The sequence below is a fragment of the Chryseobacterium sp. MYb264 genome (assembly GCF_035974275.1).
In the GTDB taxonomy this organism is placed as follows: domain Bacteria; phylum Bacteroidota; class Bacteroidia; order Flavobacteriales; family Weeksellaceae; genus Chryseobacterium.
This window is the reverse complement of the sequence record NZ_CP142422.1, coordinates 5,190,822-5,207,891: the sequence shown is the minus strand read 5'-3', so window position 1 is coordinate 5,207,891 and position 17,070 is coordinate 5,190,822. Positions and strand designations below refer to the sequence as shown.

14 protein-coding genes are annotated in these 17,070 nt (G+C 36.7%); 6 read left to right on the top strand and 8 right to left on the bottom strand.

All coding sequences use genetic code 11. The features are described 5' to 3' along the window. Positions 1–84: 84 nt before the first annotated feature. Both VUJ46_RS22800 and VUJ46_RS22795 read left to right on the top strand, forming a co-directional pair. Positions 85–1,152 (top strand): 3-oxoacyl-ACP synthase III family protein, encoded by a 1,068-nt coding sequence (locus tag VUJ46_RS22800; RefSeq protein ID WP_326982941.1) that lies wholly within the window; start codon positions 85–87, stop codon positions 1,150–1,152. A gap of 71 nt (positions 1,153–1,223) precedes the next feature. Beyond that, entirely contained in the window at positions 1,224–2,429 is a 1,206-nt protein-coding gene (locus VUJ46_RS22795; RefSeq protein ID WP_326982940.1) for a metallophosphoesterase, read from the top strand. A 75-nt stretch (positions 2,430–2,504) separates the two neighbouring features. Here the strand turns inward: VUJ46_RS22795 and VUJ46_RS22790 are convergent, their stop codons facing one another. Then, positions 2,505–3,257 (bottom strand): polysaccharide deacetylase, encoded by a 753-nt coding sequence (locus tag VUJ46_RS22790; protein ID WP_326982939.1) that lies wholly within the window; start codon positions 3,255–3,257, stop codon positions 2,505–2,507. An 84-nt stretch (positions 3,258–3,341) separates the two neighbouring features. Then, positions 3,342–4,307, bottom strand: coding sequence for an NAD-dependent epimerase/dehydratase family protein (locus VUJ46_RS22785; RefSeq protein ID WP_326982938.1), 966 nt, complete (start codon positions 4,305–4,307; stop codon positions 3,342–3,344). Between the two features lie 87 nt (positions 4,308–4,394). Here VUJ46_RS22785 and ggt point away from each other — a divergent pair, with 87 nt between their 5' ends. From ggt to VUJ46_RS22770, 3 genes are all read left to right on the top strand, one after another. After that, positions 4,395–6,080 carry a gamma-glutamyltransferase gene (gene ggt / locus VUJ46_RS22780; protein WP_326982937.1) on the top strand — a complete coding sequence of 562 codons (1,686 nt, stop codon included), beginning with the start codon at positions 4,395–4,397 and terminating at the stop codon, positions 6,078–6,080. Between the two features lie 136 nt (positions 6,081–6,216). Then, a complete protein-coding gene (locus tag VUJ46_RS22775) occupies positions 6,217–7,074 on the top strand; it encodes a cation:dicarboxylate symporter family transporter (RefSeq protein WP_326982936.1) in 858 nt (285 codons plus the stop codon). 6 nt (positions 7,075–7,080) lie between these two features. Further along, the gene (locus VUJ46_RS22770) at positions 7,081–7,230 is read left to right on the top strand and encodes a cation:dicarboxylate symporter family transporter (RefSeq protein WP_326985127.1); all 150 of its coding nucleotides are present in this window, start codon (positions 7,081–7,083) and stop codon (positions 7,228–7,230) included. On the opposite strand, the gene VUJ46_RS22765 is transcribed toward VUJ46_RS22770, so the two are convergent. Next, a complete protein-coding gene (locus tag VUJ46_RS22765) occupies positions 7,189–8,529 on the bottom strand; it encodes an IS5 family transposase (protein ID WP_326981209.1) in 1,341 nt (446 codons plus the stop codon). The genes VUJ46_RS22770 and VUJ46_RS22765 overlap by 42 nt on opposite strands. A gap of 123 nt (positions 8,530–8,652) precedes the next feature. Between VUJ46_RS22765 and VUJ46_RS22760 the strand changes: the two genes are divergently transcribed. After that, on the top strand, positions 8,653–8,970 hold the full coding sequence (locus tag VUJ46_RS22760) for a cation:dicarboxylate symporter family transporter (RefSeq protein WP_326985126.1): 318 nt from the start codon (positions 8,653–8,655) through the stop codon (positions 8,968–8,970). 201 nt (positions 8,971–9,171) lie between these two features. On the opposite strand, the gene VUJ46_RS22755 is transcribed toward VUJ46_RS22760, so the two are convergent. From VUJ46_RS22755 to gyrB, 5 genes are all read right to left on the bottom strand, one after another. Further along, the gene (locus VUJ46_RS22755; RefSeq protein WP_326982935.1) at positions 9,172–10,023 is read right to left on the bottom strand and encodes a diacylglycerol/lipid kinase family protein; all 852 of its coding nucleotides are present in this window, start codon (positions 10,021–10,023) and stop codon (positions 9,172–9,174) included. A gap of 44 nt (positions 10,024–10,067) precedes the next feature. Then, positions 10,068–10,889 carry an RsiV family protein gene (locus tag VUJ46_RS22750; protein WP_326982934.1) on the bottom strand — a complete coding sequence of 274 codons (822 nt, stop codon included), beginning with the start codon at positions 10,887–10,889 and terminating at the stop codon, positions 10,068–10,070. A gap of 94 nt (positions 10,890–10,983) precedes the next feature. After that, positions 10,984–12,912, bottom strand: coding sequence for a DUF3857 domain-containing protein (locus tag VUJ46_RS22745; protein WP_326982933.1), 1,929 nt, complete (start codon positions 12,910–12,912; stop codon positions 10,984–10,986). A gap of 2 nt (positions 12,913–12,914) precedes the next feature. Beyond that, positions 12,915–14,807: a DUF3857 domain-containing protein gene (locus tag VUJ46_RS22740; RefSeq protein ID WP_326982932.1), complete on the bottom strand. Its 1,893-nt coding sequence runs from the start codon at positions 14,805–14,807 to the stop codon at positions 12,915–12,917. A 123-nt stretch (positions 14,808–14,930) separates the two neighbouring features. Then, positions 14,931–16,865: a DNA topoisomerase (ATP-hydrolyzing) subunit B gene (gene gyrB, locus VUJ46_RS22735; RefSeq protein ID WP_326982931.1), complete on the bottom strand. Its 1,935-nt coding sequence runs from the start codon at positions 16,863–16,865 to the stop codon at positions 14,931–14,933. Positions 16,866–17,070: the final 205 nt, after the last annotated feature.

Below are 17,070 nucleotides of genomic sequence, written 5' to 3'. Positions count from 1 at the left end.
TTTTGCAAATTTAATAATATTTTTAATTCTTCGTTATTAATATTAATTATTAACTTTGCAACTTTAAAAAAATCATTTAAACGAATGCCGAATACGATCATTATTGGTTCTGGATCTTACCTTCCCAACAGAATAATAGGTAGAGACTTTTTCTTAGATTCAGAGTTTTATACAGAAGACGGAGTGAAGATTGACAAACCTGCTGAGGAAACTATTTCAAAATTTGTTGAGATCACAGAAATAGAGAACAGGAGATTCATAGAAGATGATCTTTCAAACTCACAAATCGGTTACGAAGCTGCAAAATTGGCTATTGCAGATGCAAATGTAGATCAGGAAGAACTTGATTATATTATCTACGCAAGTAATTTCGGTGAAGTGACCGTAAACGGATATGCAGACTTTATGCCGACGATGGCGGCGAGAGTAAAGAATAAATTAGGCATCAGAAACAGAAAATGTATCACTTATGATATGCTTTTCGGATGTCCGGGTTGGGTGGAAGCTATGATTTTGGCTGATAATTTAATTAAAGCGAAAGTAGCAAAAACAATACTGGTAATTGGTGCTGAAACATTAAGCAGAGTAACAGACCCGCACGACAGAAACAGAATGATCTTTGCAGACGGAGCCGGAGCGGTTGTGGTACAGGCTACCGATCAGGAAAACGTAGGAATCATTGCTCACAACACCATCTGTGATAACGGACCGGAACTGGATTATTTAGCCAACGGACCTTCAATCAATAAAGATTCTGACCAGACCCGTTTATTCGTAAGAATGCAGGGCAGAAAAATCTATGAGTACGCACTTAAAAATGTGCCTGCAGCGATTAAAGAAACTATTGAAGATGCAGGTCTTTCTATTGAAGATATCAACAAAATTCTGATTCACCAGGCGAATGCTAAGATGGATTATGCCATGATCGAAAGACTTCATAAATTATATGACGTGAAAGATTATGACCATTCGATCTCTCCGATGACGATCCAGGACTTTGGAAATTCGTCTGTTGCGACAATTCCTACCATGTTTGATTTAATAATTAAAGGAAAAATGGAGGGTCAAACGTTTAAAGAAAAAGGTAACATTGTGATGACTTCGGTAGGTGCCGGAATGAACATCAATGCTATTGTTTACAGATTTCCTTAAAATTAGTTTTAATAATAAAAATATAAAAGCACAAAGGAAGTCTTCTTTTGTGCTTTTTTGTAAATAAAGTTATGCAAAGAAATTTTTTAATCATTGCCGGATTATTTCTCCTTCTGGAAATTTACATTTATCAGGCGATACGCACCTTAACGGATAATTTCTGGATAAGAACCGGCTATTGGGTTATTTCGCTGGCTATTTACGGATTTTTCGCGTACGAAGTTTCCCATTTCAGCAGAGCCGACCGAAGCATGGTAAGAGCCCAGATCATGATCTCTTTATTTTTGATCTTTATTTTACCAAAGGTCTTCATTGTTCTGTTTTTATTGATTGACGATATTTTCAGAACAGGAACTTATTTAGTGGGATTAACGCGACCGACGAACAACTTCTTTCCTGAAAGAAGAAAGTTTTTAAGTCTGGTTGGGTTGGGAATGGGCGGCGTTCTTTCCGCTTTGTTTATTGATGGAATTACCTTTGGAAAATACCGTCACAAGGTGAGAAGAGTGAGAATCAATTTCAACAACCTTCCAAAAAGCTTTAAAGGTTATAAAATTGTTCAGATCTCCGATGTGCACAGCGGAAGTTTCTCCGATCCGACCAAACTGCAGCACGCTATAGATTTAATCAACGAACAAAAGCCAGACTTGGTTTTATTCACCGGAGACATGGTCAATAACGTGGCGGATGAGTTTAAACCATTCATCCCTTTATTTTCTCAAATCAAAGCAAAAGACGGCAAGTTTGCGGTTCTCGGAAATCACGATTACGCTGATTATGTTGAATGGGCTTCGCCAGATGCTAAAAAGAAAAATCTTGATACGCTGATTGATTATGAAAAACAGGCAGGATTTGATATGCTGAGAAACGAACACCGCGTCATTGAGAAAAACGGTGAGAAAATATACATTTTAGGCGTTGAAAACTGGGGATTGAAACCCTTTCCACAATTTGGAAGAATCGATGATGCTTTAAAAGGAGTTCCTGAAGATGCCACCAAAATTTTAATGAGCCACGACCCTACTCACTTCGATTATGTGGTGAAGAAACATCCTGTAGATATTCATTTGACATTATCAGGGCACACTCACGGAATGCAGTTTGGCCTGGATCTGAAAAACGTGAAATGGTCACCCGTTCAGTACCGTTACCCGAAGTGGGCAGATCTTTATGAAAGCGAAGGAAAAATGCTTTATGTAAACCGAGGTTTTGGGGTTCTTGGATATCCGGGAAGAGTTGGTGTTTTACCGGAAATTACGCTTTTTGAATTGGCTTAAAAAATTCAAGGTTCAGAGTTTTTGATTTAAAGTTTAAAGTTTCTAACCTACGAACTAAAACCTAATTCCTGCAACCTAAAAAATATAATCTTTCATACGCGAAGTAGCCATCTCCTTCTCGTTGAACCAAGCAAGGAGGGCATCTAATTTGTCCTCCATTTTTTTGCCTGAATTTCGTCTTCGGTAAAAAGGAATATCAAATGGATACGTGCTGAAATCTGTGAATTGCCAGACATTAAGATAAATCAAAACAAAGCCGTCATTTTTCAAAGTTTCAAAAACCATATTCTCATAATACTTCGTCGGCAAAACCTGAAACACAAAATCATTATATGGCAACTGACTGTATGGCGAAATACTTTCCGGGACAATACTCAATCCGTTTTCTTCACTGATTTCCGTATCTCTTTTTAAACGTTTAAAAGGAAAAAGAATATTCGCATTATCGATATTGGAAACGTAATTAAATTCTAACGATTTCAATTCTTCAAAAGGAAGTTTACAATCTTTTTGGCGAATTCCCCGAATTTGTTTTTCTAAAAAATCCTGAGTCAGTTTCTTTGCCGTTTCAATTTCCTGAAGGCTGGAGTTTTTATTATAAAAAGCAATTTCATGCCCTTTGGATGAAATTGCTTTTATTAAGTTTTGCAGTTTTTCGACAATAGAAATCTCTATAAAAAAACTGGCTTTTGTTTCGTGAAGATCTAAGATTCTAAGAATCGCCTTCGTATTATTTTCTGTGATGCTTAACCTTTGCGCACCAGAAATTTCAAAACCATTTTTAGTTTCGGCTTCGATATTTGCGATGTTAAAAGTTAATAATATCATTTAAATTAAAGTTTAAATAAAATTTATATTTAATTAATAATCAGATGTTAAAAATGCAAATGCTTAAATCTTTACTTTATATAATTAATCCTTACCTAATTTTACTCTCAAATTCTTGATCATATCTTTAGACATTTCAGAAATTCCGAAATCGTAAGACAGTCCCCAATCTTTTTTAGCCACAGAATCATCAATTGAAGCTGGCCAGGAATCCGCAATCTGCTGTCTGAAATCTGGTTTATAATCGATCGTAAATTCAGGAATTTCTTTCTTTATTTCTTCCGCCAGTTCTTTTGGAGTAAATGACATTCCACCCAAATTATAAGATGAACGAACCGTAAGATTTTCTGCCGGAGCCTCCATTAATTTCAACGTTGCGTTGATGGCATCATCCATATACAACATCGGCATTCCTGTATCTTCGGAAATGAAACTTGTATACTTTCCTTCCTCAATGGCTTCATAAAAAATCTCAACCGCGTAGTCGGTAGTTCCACCACCTGCCGGAGTCTTCCATGAAATCAAACCAGGATATCTGATACTTCTTACATCTACTCCATGCTTGTCGAAATAATATTCGCACCACTTCTCGCCTGCCATTTTAGAAATACCATACACCGTTGTAGGATTTAAAACAACATCCTGAGCTACATCATGCTTTGGAATTCCTTTCCCAAAAACCGCAATTGAACTTGGCCAGAAAATCTTTTTAAGAAGCCCTTCTTTTGCCATTTCACAAAAATGAAGCAGAGGTTCAAGATTTAATTTCCAAGCGAAAATTGGCTGCTTCTCTGAAGTTCCGGACAATAATGAAGCCAAATGATACACTGTCGTGATCTCATAGTCTTTAATCACCTGTCTTACCAGTTGAGTATTGGTAACGTCCATTCTTTCGTAATGACCTGCCGCAGTTATCCCTTTCTGCCATCTGTCAAGACCTGAAGCAACCACATTTTCAGCGCCGTGCATCTCCACAAGTCTGTTCGTAAGTTCGGTGCCAATCTGGCCCAGTGCACCTGTAATCAGTATTCTTTCCGTATAAGATTCCATTTTATTCTATTTATTTGATCTGAGCAAAAATAAATATTTTACCTCCTATCTTAAAACAAAATTGTAAATTCGGGTATAATTTTTATCATGAAGAAGTATATATTTCTATTGGTACTTGCAACCCAATCGGTATCAGCACAGTACACAGACATCAATATTGTAAAGGAAGTTAAGGTAAAAAATAAAGGCGTGGTAGTATCAGCGCATCCTCTGGCAAGTGAAGCCGGAGCAAAAGTGATGAAAATGGGCGGAAATGCCTATGATGCCATCGTTGCGACCCAATATGCACTGGCGGTGGTGTATCCTCAAGCCGGAAATATTGGAGGTGGAGGATTTTTAGTTGGGGTGAAAAATAATGGTGAAAAATTCACGATTGATTACCGGGAAACAGCTCCGAAGAAAGCTTCCCATGATATGTATATCGATAAAAACGGGAAAGCCAACACCGATCTTTCTCAAAATGGAAGACTGGCAGTGGGAATTCCGGGAAGTATTGCGGGATTTTATGCAACCTTAAAATACTGTAAGCTTCCTATGGAAAAAATTATTCAGCCAGCTATTGATTTGGCTGAAAAAGGGTTTGCTATTACTGATCTTGAAGCGAATATGCTTAATTCTCAAAGGGAAAAATTTGTTAAGCACAATCAGTCTCCTATTATTTTTGTGAAGGATACCCCTTGGAAAGGAGGTGATATTCTGGTGCAGAAAGATTTGGCTGAAACCTTAAAATTAATTCAAAAACAGGGCGCCAAAGGATTTTATGAAGGAAAAACAGCCAACCTTTTAGTGGCTGAAATGAAAAGAGGAAACGGAATTATTACGCTGGAAGACCTTAAAAACTATAAGGTAGCGGAAAGAAAAGCACTGGAATTTGAATATAAAGGAAGCAATGTCGTTTCGATGCCTTTGCCTTCAAGCGGCGGAGTTCTTTTGGCTCAAATGTTGAGAATGGCGAGTTTTGAAAACCTTGAAAAATATCAGCAAAATTCCAAAGAAGCGGTTCAGATAATGGTGGAAGCGGAAAGAAGAGCCTATGCCGATCGTGCTGAATATATGGGAGATCCCGACTTTATTAAAGACAAAACATCCTATTTGATTTCTGATGAATATTTAAAAAACCGGTGGAAAAGCTTCAGCTTCAATAAAGCAACACCAAGTGCTGAAGTGGGAAAAATTATCAAACAACCTAACGAATCTACGCAAACCACTCATATTTCTGTATTGGATAAAGATGGAAATGCAGCTTCTGTAACGACGACCTTAAACGGATATTACGGAAGTAAAGTTCTCGTTTCGGGTGCCGGATTTTTCCTGAACAATGAAATGGATGACTTTTCGATCAAACCCGGTGTTCCGAACATGTTCGGGGCTGTTGGAGGTGAAGCCAATTCTATTCAACCCAACAAAAGAATGCTTTCTTCCATGACACCGACCATCCTTTTGAAAAACGGAAAACCTTATATGGTCGTGGGAACTCCGGGAGGAACAACCATTCCCACCTCTGTATATCAGTCCATCGTCAATGTTGTTGATTTTAAACTGAATGCCAATATTACGGTGAACGCTCCGAAATTTCATCATCAATGGCTGCCGGAAACGGTAACCTATGAAAAGAATTTCCCTGAAAACATCATTAAAGATCTTGAAAAACTAGGGTATAAACCTGAACGTGTAGACCATATCGGGAAAACGGAAGTCATTACCATCGATGAAAACGGAACGATTCATGCCGTTGCCGACGGGCGTGGTGATGATTCTGTGGCGGTAGAATAGCTAAAACCTTTTAGGTGTAATAAAAAATATACGTTTCGGCGGAGCTTTCAGCTCCGCCGAAACTTTTTATGACTTTTGTCATATTTTAAAGTTAATTTTCTTAATTTTCGCCCTTCAAAAAATAAAAACTTTCATTTTGAAGGCAAAAAAAATCTATCAACAACTTTACTTTCAGGTTATTATTGCTATTGTAGCCGGAATTCTTTTAGGCAAATTTTATCCTGAACTTGGCGAAAAAATGAAACCTTTGGGGGACGGCTTCATTAAACTCGTTAAAATGATCATCGCCCCGGTCATCTTCATTACTCTGACATTGGGAATTGCCCACATGACCGACCTTAAAAAGGTAGGAAGAATTGCCATCAAAGCCATGATCTACTTCATTACCTTTTCGACACTGGCTTTAATTATAGGATTAGTCGTCGGAAATATTCTGCAGCCTGGGCATGGTTTAAATATTGATCCTTCAACGTTATCAGGAGATGTTTCCCAATATCAGCAAAAGGCGCATGAATCTACATTGACAGGATTTATCATGAATATTATCCCTGAAACTCTGTTCAGTCCGCTGGTCGGTGAAAATATTCTACAGGTTCTTCTGGTAGCTATATTAATGGGAACTGCTTTAGTTTTAACCAAAGAAAAAAGCCAGAAAGTGACTGATTTTCTTCAGGATCTTTCCACCCCCGTTTTTAAAATCGTTCACATGCTGATGAAGCTGGCTCCCATCGGAGCATTCGGAGCAATGGCGTTTACCATCGGAAAATACGGACTTCATTCTGTACTGAATCTCATCTATTTGGTCGGAACATTTTATATTACCTCTGCCCTCTTTGTTGTTTTGGTCTTAGGCGCAGTTGCCTGGTACAACGGTTTCAATATTTTCAAACTGATGTATTATCTCAAAGAAGAACTTCTTTTGGTATTGGGAACCAGTTCTTCAGAATCTGCCCTTCCCGGAATTATGGAAAAGCTTGAGAAAGCGGGATGCTAAAGAGCAATCGTAGGTCTAGTAATTCCTACCGGATATTCTTTTAACCTTGACGGCACCAATATCTACATGACGCTGGCTTCACTTTTTATCGCACAGGCATTAAATAGTCGCTCCTTAAAAAGCTGTTTTTTGACTTTGAAAATTATATTTGCCTAAAAAGATTCGGAGAACAAGTTCGAGCCAAAGAAGAATTTGTTGTTTGATTTGATTCAATCTCATCTTCAAATTGTATCCAATCCCTGCTAATAATGCATTATTAATATCTCCAGCCACTCCTTTCAGGAAGTTTAATCCTAAGGAGTGGTTTCTTTTTAAATGAGAGATACAAGGTTCTATGGCTGCTCTTGCCCGGAATCTTAATCTGGCTACTTGTTGCCCATATTTTGTTTTTTCTTTTTTTGCGGGAAGCAAAATTGCTGTTCCTTCCACTTCTTTGATTCCTTTAAATCCTCTGTCTGTAGTGGCTTTCGTAGGTCTTGTTCCGCCAACGGATTTTCTTACCCTCTCACTCTGTGCCAATGATTCTTCAAGAGTTTTACTATCGTGAGGATTGCCAGAAAATCTCTTTACCGAGCTGATGATCCCTGTTTTCCGACCTCTTACTACTGCTACTTTTGTCCCAAACTCGTATGCTTTTCCCGATTTTCCTTTCGCAATACACGCAACTTGTGGCTCGTGAAGACTGTAAATTTTATCTTTCGTGGTACGTTCTTGGGTGAGTGCTTTAAGGTAAATTTTAAAAACGTCTTCGTAGCCTTTCAAAACATCTTTAGGAAGTTTTCTTTCCAATTCCCGAAGAACTCTTTTACCAATCGTCCTGAGCTTTTTCCTCGCCATTTTTGCCTTCTTCTGTCTTCTGGGATGATGTCCAAAAAAAGCGTCCCGCAATAATTGTTTGCTCACTCTTCTGTAGCTTTGTCTTTGTACAACGCTCTCTTTTTCTGCTATTTTTCTACAATTGTCGATTACTTTTTTTGCTAATTTGGCATCGGTAGGAAAGGTAATGTTCTTCTCCTGAACCGTCGTATCTACCTGAACTTCATCTTCTGTTTTGGCTTTGGGATGGAGAGAAACGCTTTGTCCCAAAAGAAATTCCAAACCCTTATCTCCAATTCTTTTTCTGAAGTGTACAAAATTGCTCGGATCGAAAGGCTGCTCTGTCTGGAAAAAGGTTTCTCCGGTAAAATATTGCCAATACGCATTCTCAATCCATCTCTCTATTACACTTTCATCACTTTCTTTAAACATTTCCTTGAGCAAAAGCATTCCTGCTATTTTACGGATAGCAATAGAAGGTCTTCCGTTTTCTGAAAATAATTTCTCAAACTCTGACTCCATTTTATCCCAGGAAATCTCCCCAGCTAATTTTACCACCGGATGCTCCATATTAATAAGCTCCGTAAGCCTGGTCTTGAATAAATTCTGCTGTAAATCCTCTCTTATTTTGCCTAACATTTTGCCACTTTTTATATCCTAAAAATACAATTTATTGCAATTTTTTACAACGATTTTTTACGAAATATAAGTGCATAAAACTGATAATCAAAATATTACTTGGTTTTTAAGGAATGACTAAATATTCATCTTCCGATTGAGAAACAGATCATGCTGCTTTTAGTAGCGATGTTAAGTTCTAAAGGAGCGGCAGGCGTTACAGGCGCCGGTTTTGTAACCTTAGCTGCAACACTCGCGGTAGTTCCTGAAATTCCGATTGCCGGAATGACTTTAATTTTGGGAATCGATAAATTTATGAGTGAATGCCGTGCCTTAACCAACGTTATTGGCAATTCTGTAGCGACTGTTGTGGTTGCCAACTGGGAAAAACAATTGGATAAAGACCAGCTGCATTATTGTCTGGATCATCCTTATGAGGTGGAAAAGAAGTTGGAGGTTTAGCCTTTAAATAATTACAAAATCAAAAACGTTATAAACTTCAAAGTATATAACGTTTTTTGATTTGTGATGTATATTAAATTTTCTTGATAAAAATAGAGCTTAGATTCCTATGCAATGACAAATTGTATGTTTTATTTTATTGGATTAAATCAAAGAGTAACTTCTTTATTTTCAGTTTAAATTAAATAAATATTACTGTAATCAAATCAAAATATTCAAACTCGAAGGCTGCACTTTCACATGAACCGGAGATTTTATTTTATTAAATTCGCCGTCGAGATGCCAGTTTTTGGTATTGACCTTAAACTCAACCTCTGAAACCGGAAGATAAGTGATATAATCATCCTCTTTCAGTTTTTTTGTGAACATTCTGAAGGCAAAAAGCGGTGAATAAGTCAACGGAAATTTTTTCACCAAAACCATATCTACCAAGCCATCACTTTTGCTTGCATGAGGCGCAATATAGGCGTTATTCCCGAACTGGCGGGTGTTCGCAATATTGACCATCAGGTATTTTCCGTTGTACTTCTGATAAGCTTCATCAAAAAACTTAAGCTTAATGGGTTTATAATTGAAAAATGTTTTCAGGGAAACTTTAATATAATTTTTAAATCCACGGTTTGTTTTTTCAAACTCTTTGACCACTTTTCCGTCAAATCCGGTGCCTGAAACATTGATCGAAAGTCGGTGATTTACCGTAAACGTATCGATCTTTCTGGATTTTTTTGCCTTTAACTTTTCTAAAAGTTCATCCAGGTTTTTACTGAACTGGGTTTCATTAGAAAATCCGTTTCCTGAACCTGCCGGAAAAATAGCCAGAATTTTATCGGTATTAATTAAACTTTTCGCTACGGTAGAAATCGTTCCATCGCCTCCAATCGCCACAAAAATATCGGTATGATCAAAATGTTCTTTAATAAACTCATCCGTTCCGGGAATCGATTCTGAGATATAATATAAAGGACGATCAACCTTGTTTTTAAGTTCGTTTAAAAACGGCTGATAGTTTTTTTTCGCCGAAAAAGGATTGATGATAAAAGCTACTTTTTCCATTGCCACAAAAATAAAAAATGCTCCCTGATTGGAAGCATTAAAGTTTATTTAATTTTCATTCTTTCTTTAAATTCAGTATTCAGCGTACCTTTCAGCTCTTCCCATGAAATAGGAATTTCGATATCACCTGCTGCAAAAGCCGCAATTTCATAAGGACTGTAATGGAAATACAGATTTTTATCATCAAAATAAAAATTCGCCGTCGCCGGAATTTTATCTACTAACAACATCTCAGAATTATTGACTCCTCCATTTTCATCAGTCGTTCCACTGTTTATCTTATTGATATTTTTCTTTAATAATTCTTCAATTTTAACTGAAGGCATTGAGGTAATATCTTTTAATTCCAGTTTTTTAGAATTTTTTAAATCAAAAACCCTTTCCATATAGGCGTAATTATCATGTGCACCACCTGAATAAGAACCTCCATAATACCGGATATGAAGATAATCATTAGCATGAGAAACAAGTTTCATCCTGTTATCTTCATACCACTCCTCCCGAAAAGTAATATCTGAAAGCCAATCTTTAGAATCTTTTCTTACACTTTCAAAATAACTGTTTTTCTCTCCCTGAAGTAAGTTTTGAAGTCCAGTTTTGGAAAAATCACTCACATTTTTCTTCATATAAATACTGTCTAACAAACTTTTATCATTAATTGAAGGAAAAACCAACATTTTAGAACTGAACTTCAATTGAAGGGAATCACTTATATTGATAGAATCATTGATGCTTACAGAATCTACTACAAATTGCTCCGGTTTTGCTTCGGCCGTTTCAATAGCGGTATTTTGGTTTTCCGTTTTCTTACAAGCTGAAAAAATAAAGAAGGAAGATAGTGCGATAACCGCAACTGTATTTTTCATAATTTTTAATTTTCATTACATAAGCAAAAACCATTCAAAAAATGAATGGTTTTGAAATATTTTCTAAATTATATTAAAAAAGTAGGTTCCCAACTTATTTTTTAACAAGACTGATCACCTGGTTTTCACTTTTCGAAGCTACTCCCCAGATCTGTTTGAATGCAGGATAATATTCTTTCGGATAATCTGCACTCGCCACTTTCACCGTAGAAATAACTTCCAGTGTATTACCTTTCTGCTCCGCCACATAGCTGTACTCTATTTCTTTATCATCGGTTACTATTTTTTTGCTTTTAGGCATTTCTTCAATCGCATATCCCTCAGGAATTTCGAGAATCACCTTTTTCACTTTTGTGTAAGGTGCGATAAAATCAATCTTAAATTTACGGGCGTCGGCCTGGTCAAACTCATTGGAGTTTTTATTCATGAAAAGCATCGGATTAATAATCATTTTCTTTCCGACTCTATCAATCAGATGATCTGAAGAAAAAGTCATGGTACTTTCAAAATCTCCGTTTTCAAGTACTTTTGAATCAATATTATTAAAATCAATGGAAAAATTTTCTTTATACTGCTTTTTGTATTTATCCGTATTTTCATCGTAGCTTTCTTTGGCAAACATCGCAAAAGCTCCCGTATCACGATCTGCATAAGTTCCCGAAATGCTTCCATCCTCATTAATCTTTGCCTTTGTTGTAAGATGTGTAAAGCTTGACGTAGCATTCACCAGCTGCATTTGCTGTACTTTGTCTTTCGCGATCAGAATTCCGTATTCATTCCAGTCTCTCGGAGGCAGATCATCGATATTCGACTGCTTCGAGGTAGCATCAAATACGTGAATACCTTCATTTGTATTGATGGCAGCAATCACAAAGTTAGTGCTGGTAACACTTGGAGATACCAGATTGATCAACCCATTATCTACGGTAGAAATAATGACCGGATCCGCTTTCAAGCCAGCTTCCCTTAGCAACATCACCAGAAAAAGATTGATTTCTGCGGCATTTCCTGTTTTTGTTTCCAATAGTTTTTTTATTCCGTCCTCGGTATAAATTCCTCGGTCTTTATTCCAGGTGAAGGTATTTTTTACATATTTAAAAATAGCATTTGCTTTTTCAATATCGGTAGTCAGTCCTGAAAGAGTCGGCATATTTTCCTTTGCCAGTTTAGTCTTCTTCAGCTCACCACCGAAATCTTCATCTTCATATAATTTATCCTTGATCTTTTCCCACGAAGAAGAGTACAGTTTAAGCTCTCTGAAATTGGTGGAATGAAGCTCAGCACTGATCTTAGTCCTGAAATTCCTGTCGTTTTTTACAAACCTTTCCGTTTTAAAGCCTTTCAGATTCTCATAGCCGAACCGGTAGGTTCTGTGGCTCATCCCATACAGCATTTTTTCTTCCACCATTCTGTATTTCGGATTCAAAGAACCTGTGTAATTTACGTTATAAGAAATATTAGTTGGTGCATCCAGAACATATTCAGTGTAAAGAGACGGTGTATCAGATTCTATCAAGATCTGCGGAATGGCATATAAAAAGGGGGAAACAACCTCGTATTGGTACTCAATTACCGATCCGTTTTTCACATTAGGAAAAGCAAATTTGGTTACCGTAACGTTCTTACTTTCCCGGCTTTTATATTTGGAGCTTCTATCTACTTTTGTGGAAACTGCGGCTCCGTTTTCGAGGTTATAGGTAAAAGCTTTCACTTTTTCCAAAGTTTCTCTATTGCTTTTGTTCTGATATAAAGGAATTTCAAGGTTCAACCAGTCCTCAACCTTGTCTTTATCATAAATTTTAACTCGGTAAAAAGCTGTTTTTCTAAGATTTCCGGTATTGGTATCAACATTAAAATGAACAGATTTATATAAAATCTCAGCTGGAGCATTTTCATCAAGTTCCGATTTGGTTTTTGAAAGATCTGCCTCATTGAACTTCGGAAAATCTAAGAATTCATGCTTCTGAGCCTCCACCAATAATACATTTAATGAACAGAAAGCACCTACTATTATTTTTTTCATCTTTATATTTTCGTAATTAAAATTTTCGAGTTATCGTTGTTTAAAGTCTTCTTTCTGAAGCTCACATAGTCATTATATTTTTCTTTAGGGAAAATTCCTTTATTTACTTTAATGCTTCTTGTGACTTTTACTCCTTCATCATTTTTTACAAAACTTAATTTATAAGTTCCGAATTCAGAATTAATCATCACATCTTCAGGAACTTCATCAACTTTATAGTTTTTTGGAAGCGCATAATTAATTTCATATTCATCGTTAAATGACTGACGGATCTCAAAAGGAAGTTCGCGGCTTTCATCAGATTTATAAAAATTATTCGCATAAATAGGAACCGCTCTGAACATCAAACTACTTCCCATACTTTTTGAATAATTATTTGCTTTAAAATCAATATCAAAATTCGAAACGGCTTTATCCCTGTCGTTCGTGTAGTTTTTCATCTCCACTTTTTCAAAATTCAGAATATCTATTCTGTCTTTAAAAGCGTCATTTTTTTCCTTCGGAGACATATAAGCAAAGCCTAAACTATAATCATACTGACTTCCGGTATAAGCAAATTTTCCGTCACCATTTATGCTGTTATCTTCATTCAGCTTAATATTCAGTTTCTGAGATTCTTTATTTTGCTCGGCTTTATAAGAAGGTGTTTCGATAATATCAATTCCGTTTTTAGTCACCGAAAGCACGTTTCGATCTGTCGTGCTGTAACTTAAATGATTGAAAGCCATTTGCTGAGACGTATTTTCCAGCCAAATACTTCCTTTATCGGTCGGAACCATCAAAATAACGTGATTTCCACCCATTTTCGGAAATTCAGGATCAAAAGAAACTTCTGAAGCATTCGAATTGATGACACAATAATTTGATGGAATTCCCGCTTCATCTAACAAAGTTTTCATATAATTGGTAAGACCTTTACAATCTCCATAACCCTTTTTCTGAACCTCATCTGGAAGCATCGGCTGCCATCCGCCAATTCCTAATGCCACAAAAATATATCGTGTTTTTGCCTGCATGTGTTGGTAAATCTTCTTTACTTTCTCTTCTGTAGTTCCCTGTAGATTTAAAGCTGCTACTTCCGCCTTAATTGCAGGAGTGGAGACCGATACCGGCTGTAAAATACTGTTGTAATACCAAGATCCGAAATCTTTCCAGCTGCTGACATTTCCCTGTTTTCCTTCTAGGTTGAATTTCGTTAAAGCAAAACTTACTTTAGGTAAAATTTTTACAGGCTTTGGCAACATCAAAGCATCAACGATCGCAGGTACATTTTTATAACTGAAAGTTTTTTCTCCTGCATTATCACTTTCTGTTACCGAAGTGTAATTATATTTTGAAGGATAGGTTTTCGTTTTCAGTTCAATTCCTGATTTATTAATAATTTTAAACTGAGCATCTTCCAACGAAGTATTGGTAGATGAAAAAGGTACAAAATCAGGTATGAAAACCGTATTTTCATTCGTTATCTGATACGAAAAATCAATAGTATAAGGATATTGAGTCGGTGTGTAAGACAAAGCTAACACTCTACTGTTCGAATAAAAAACACCTTGTGTATTATTGGCAAAATCACCAAAATCGGACTTCGAAAAACTCTTTACTTTTTTCCCCTGCTCATCATAGACAGTGGCTTTAATATCAGAAATATGATCGCCTTTTTCATAAGGAATATACGCAATGGCCTTGGAGTTTCCATCTTTATTTAAAACGGTTGTTACGGTATTGATCTGATATTTTACTTCATCAATTTTATTAATATTAATGGTGGTAAAATCTTTTCTGACCACAACATTAGCATTTTTCTTTAAATTTTCCGGAATGGCTGATGCAGGATAAGTCTGAGCGAAATAAAGTGAGGCTGTAGAAAGTGCCCCGAGAAAAAACATTTTCATCATGGTTAATATAATTGGACAAAAATAATAAATTTATGATATGTTTAAAATTAATTGTTCAACAAATCCCATAAAAAAAGACTCCATTTCTGAAGTCTTTTTAATTTTATATTGAAAGCATTTTAATTATGCATCAATCTTAGCATATTTAGCATTTTTCTCGATAAACTCTCTTCTTGGTGGAACCTCATCCCCCATCAACATAGAGAATACACTGTCTGCTTCTACAGCATTATCAATGGTAACCTGCTTCAAAATTCTGTGTTCAGGGTTTAGAGTAGTTTCCCAAAGCTGCTCCGGGTTCATCTCTCCAAGACCTTTATAACGTTGAATTTCAACACCTTTTCCATCCGGAGACATCTCTAAAGTAAATTGCTCACGTTCTTTTTCGTTGTAAGCATATTGTTTTTTATTACCTCTTTTCAATAGATATAAAGGCGGTTGAGCGATATAGATATATCCGTTCTCAATCAATTCCTTCATATATCTGAAGAAGAATGTTAAGATCAACGTAGAAATGTGAGAACCATCAATATCAGCATCGGTCATGATTACGATCTTGTGATATCTCAACTTCGCCATATTCAATGCTTTGCTATCTTCTTCTGTACCAACAGAAACACCTAAAGCAGTATAAATATTCTTGATCTCTTCGTTGTCATAAACTTTGTGAAGCATTGATTTCTCAACGTTCAAAATTTTACCTCTTAACGGAAGAATTGCCTGGAAAAATCGGTCACGACCTTGTTTTGCCGTTCCACCCGCGGAATCTCCCTCTACAAGGAATATCTCAGATTCTGCCGGATTTTTTGATGAACAGTCAGACAATTTTCCCGGAAGCCCGGAACCTCCCAGCGGAGATTTTCTCTGAACCATTTCACGAGCTTTTTTCGCAGCCTGTCTAGCCTTTGCAGCCAACACAACCTTTTGTACAATCAGCTTCGCTTCGTTAGGGTTTTCTTCTAAGAAGTTCGTCAGCATCTCCCCTACAATCTTATCTACAGCACCAGAAACTTCAGAGTTTCCTAATTTTGTTTTGGTCTGTCCTTCAAACTGAGGTTCCATTACTTTTACAGAAACTACTGCTGTTAAACCTTCACGGAAGTCATCCCCGGTAATTTCCACTTTTTCTTTTGCAGGAAGTCCTAGTTCATCTGCGTATTTCTTAAGCGTTCTCGTTAAAGCACGTCTGAAACCTGCCAGGTGAGTACCTCCTTCGTGAGTATTGATATTATTAACGTAAGAGTGAAGATTTTCGTTGAATGATGTGTTGTAACGCATCGCCACCTCAACCGGAATATCGTCTCTTTCACCTTCCATGAAAATTACGTGTTCCATGATCGATTCACGGTTTCCGTCGATATAAGCAACGAATTCTTTTAAACCACCTTCAGAATGGAAAACTTCTGTTTTGAAAGTATCATCTTCCAATTTTTCTCTTTCGTCTGTAAGTGTAATTGTAATTCCTTTATTAAGGTAAGAAAGCTCTCTTAAACGGTTTGCCAATGTATCATAATTATACACCAACTCTGTGAAGATTGTATCATCCGGCTGGAAAAACTGCTTGGTTCCTCTGTTCTCGCTGTGGCCAATCTCTTCAACACCTGTTTGTGCTTTACCTTTTGAATATATCTGCTGATAAACGTTACCGTCTCTGTAAACCGTAGTGATCATTTCATTGGAAAGCGCGTTCACACACGATACCCCAACTCCGTGAAGACCACCGGAAACCTTATAAGAATCTTTATCGAACTTACCTCCGGCTCCGATTTTTGTCATGACAACCTCAAGAGCAGATTTTTGTTCCTTTTCGTGGAAGTCAACCGGGATACCTCTACCGTTATCGCTAACCTCGATTCCGTTTCCTTCTTTAATGCTGACAAAGATCGTGTCGCAGTATCCTGCCAACGCCTCGTCAATAGAGTTATCTACTACTTCATAAACCAAATGATGGAGACCTCTAACTCCCACATCACCAATGTACATTGAAGGACGCATACGAACGTGCTCCATTCCTTCCAATGCCTGAATACTACTAGCTGTATATTGTTTCTGACTCATATCAAATATTAAAAATCCTGCGTAAAGCAAAGACTCACAAATATCGTGATTTTTTTCGAGGTATGAAAGTTAAAATATGTCAAAAAAACAGTGTTTTTTCAGGCAAAAAAGTGAAGCCATTCATTTTAAAAGATAACAAAGTTAAAACCTATTATTTAAATCATAACTGTTGTAAATCATGCTGAAATCTCTAATTTATGCTTAC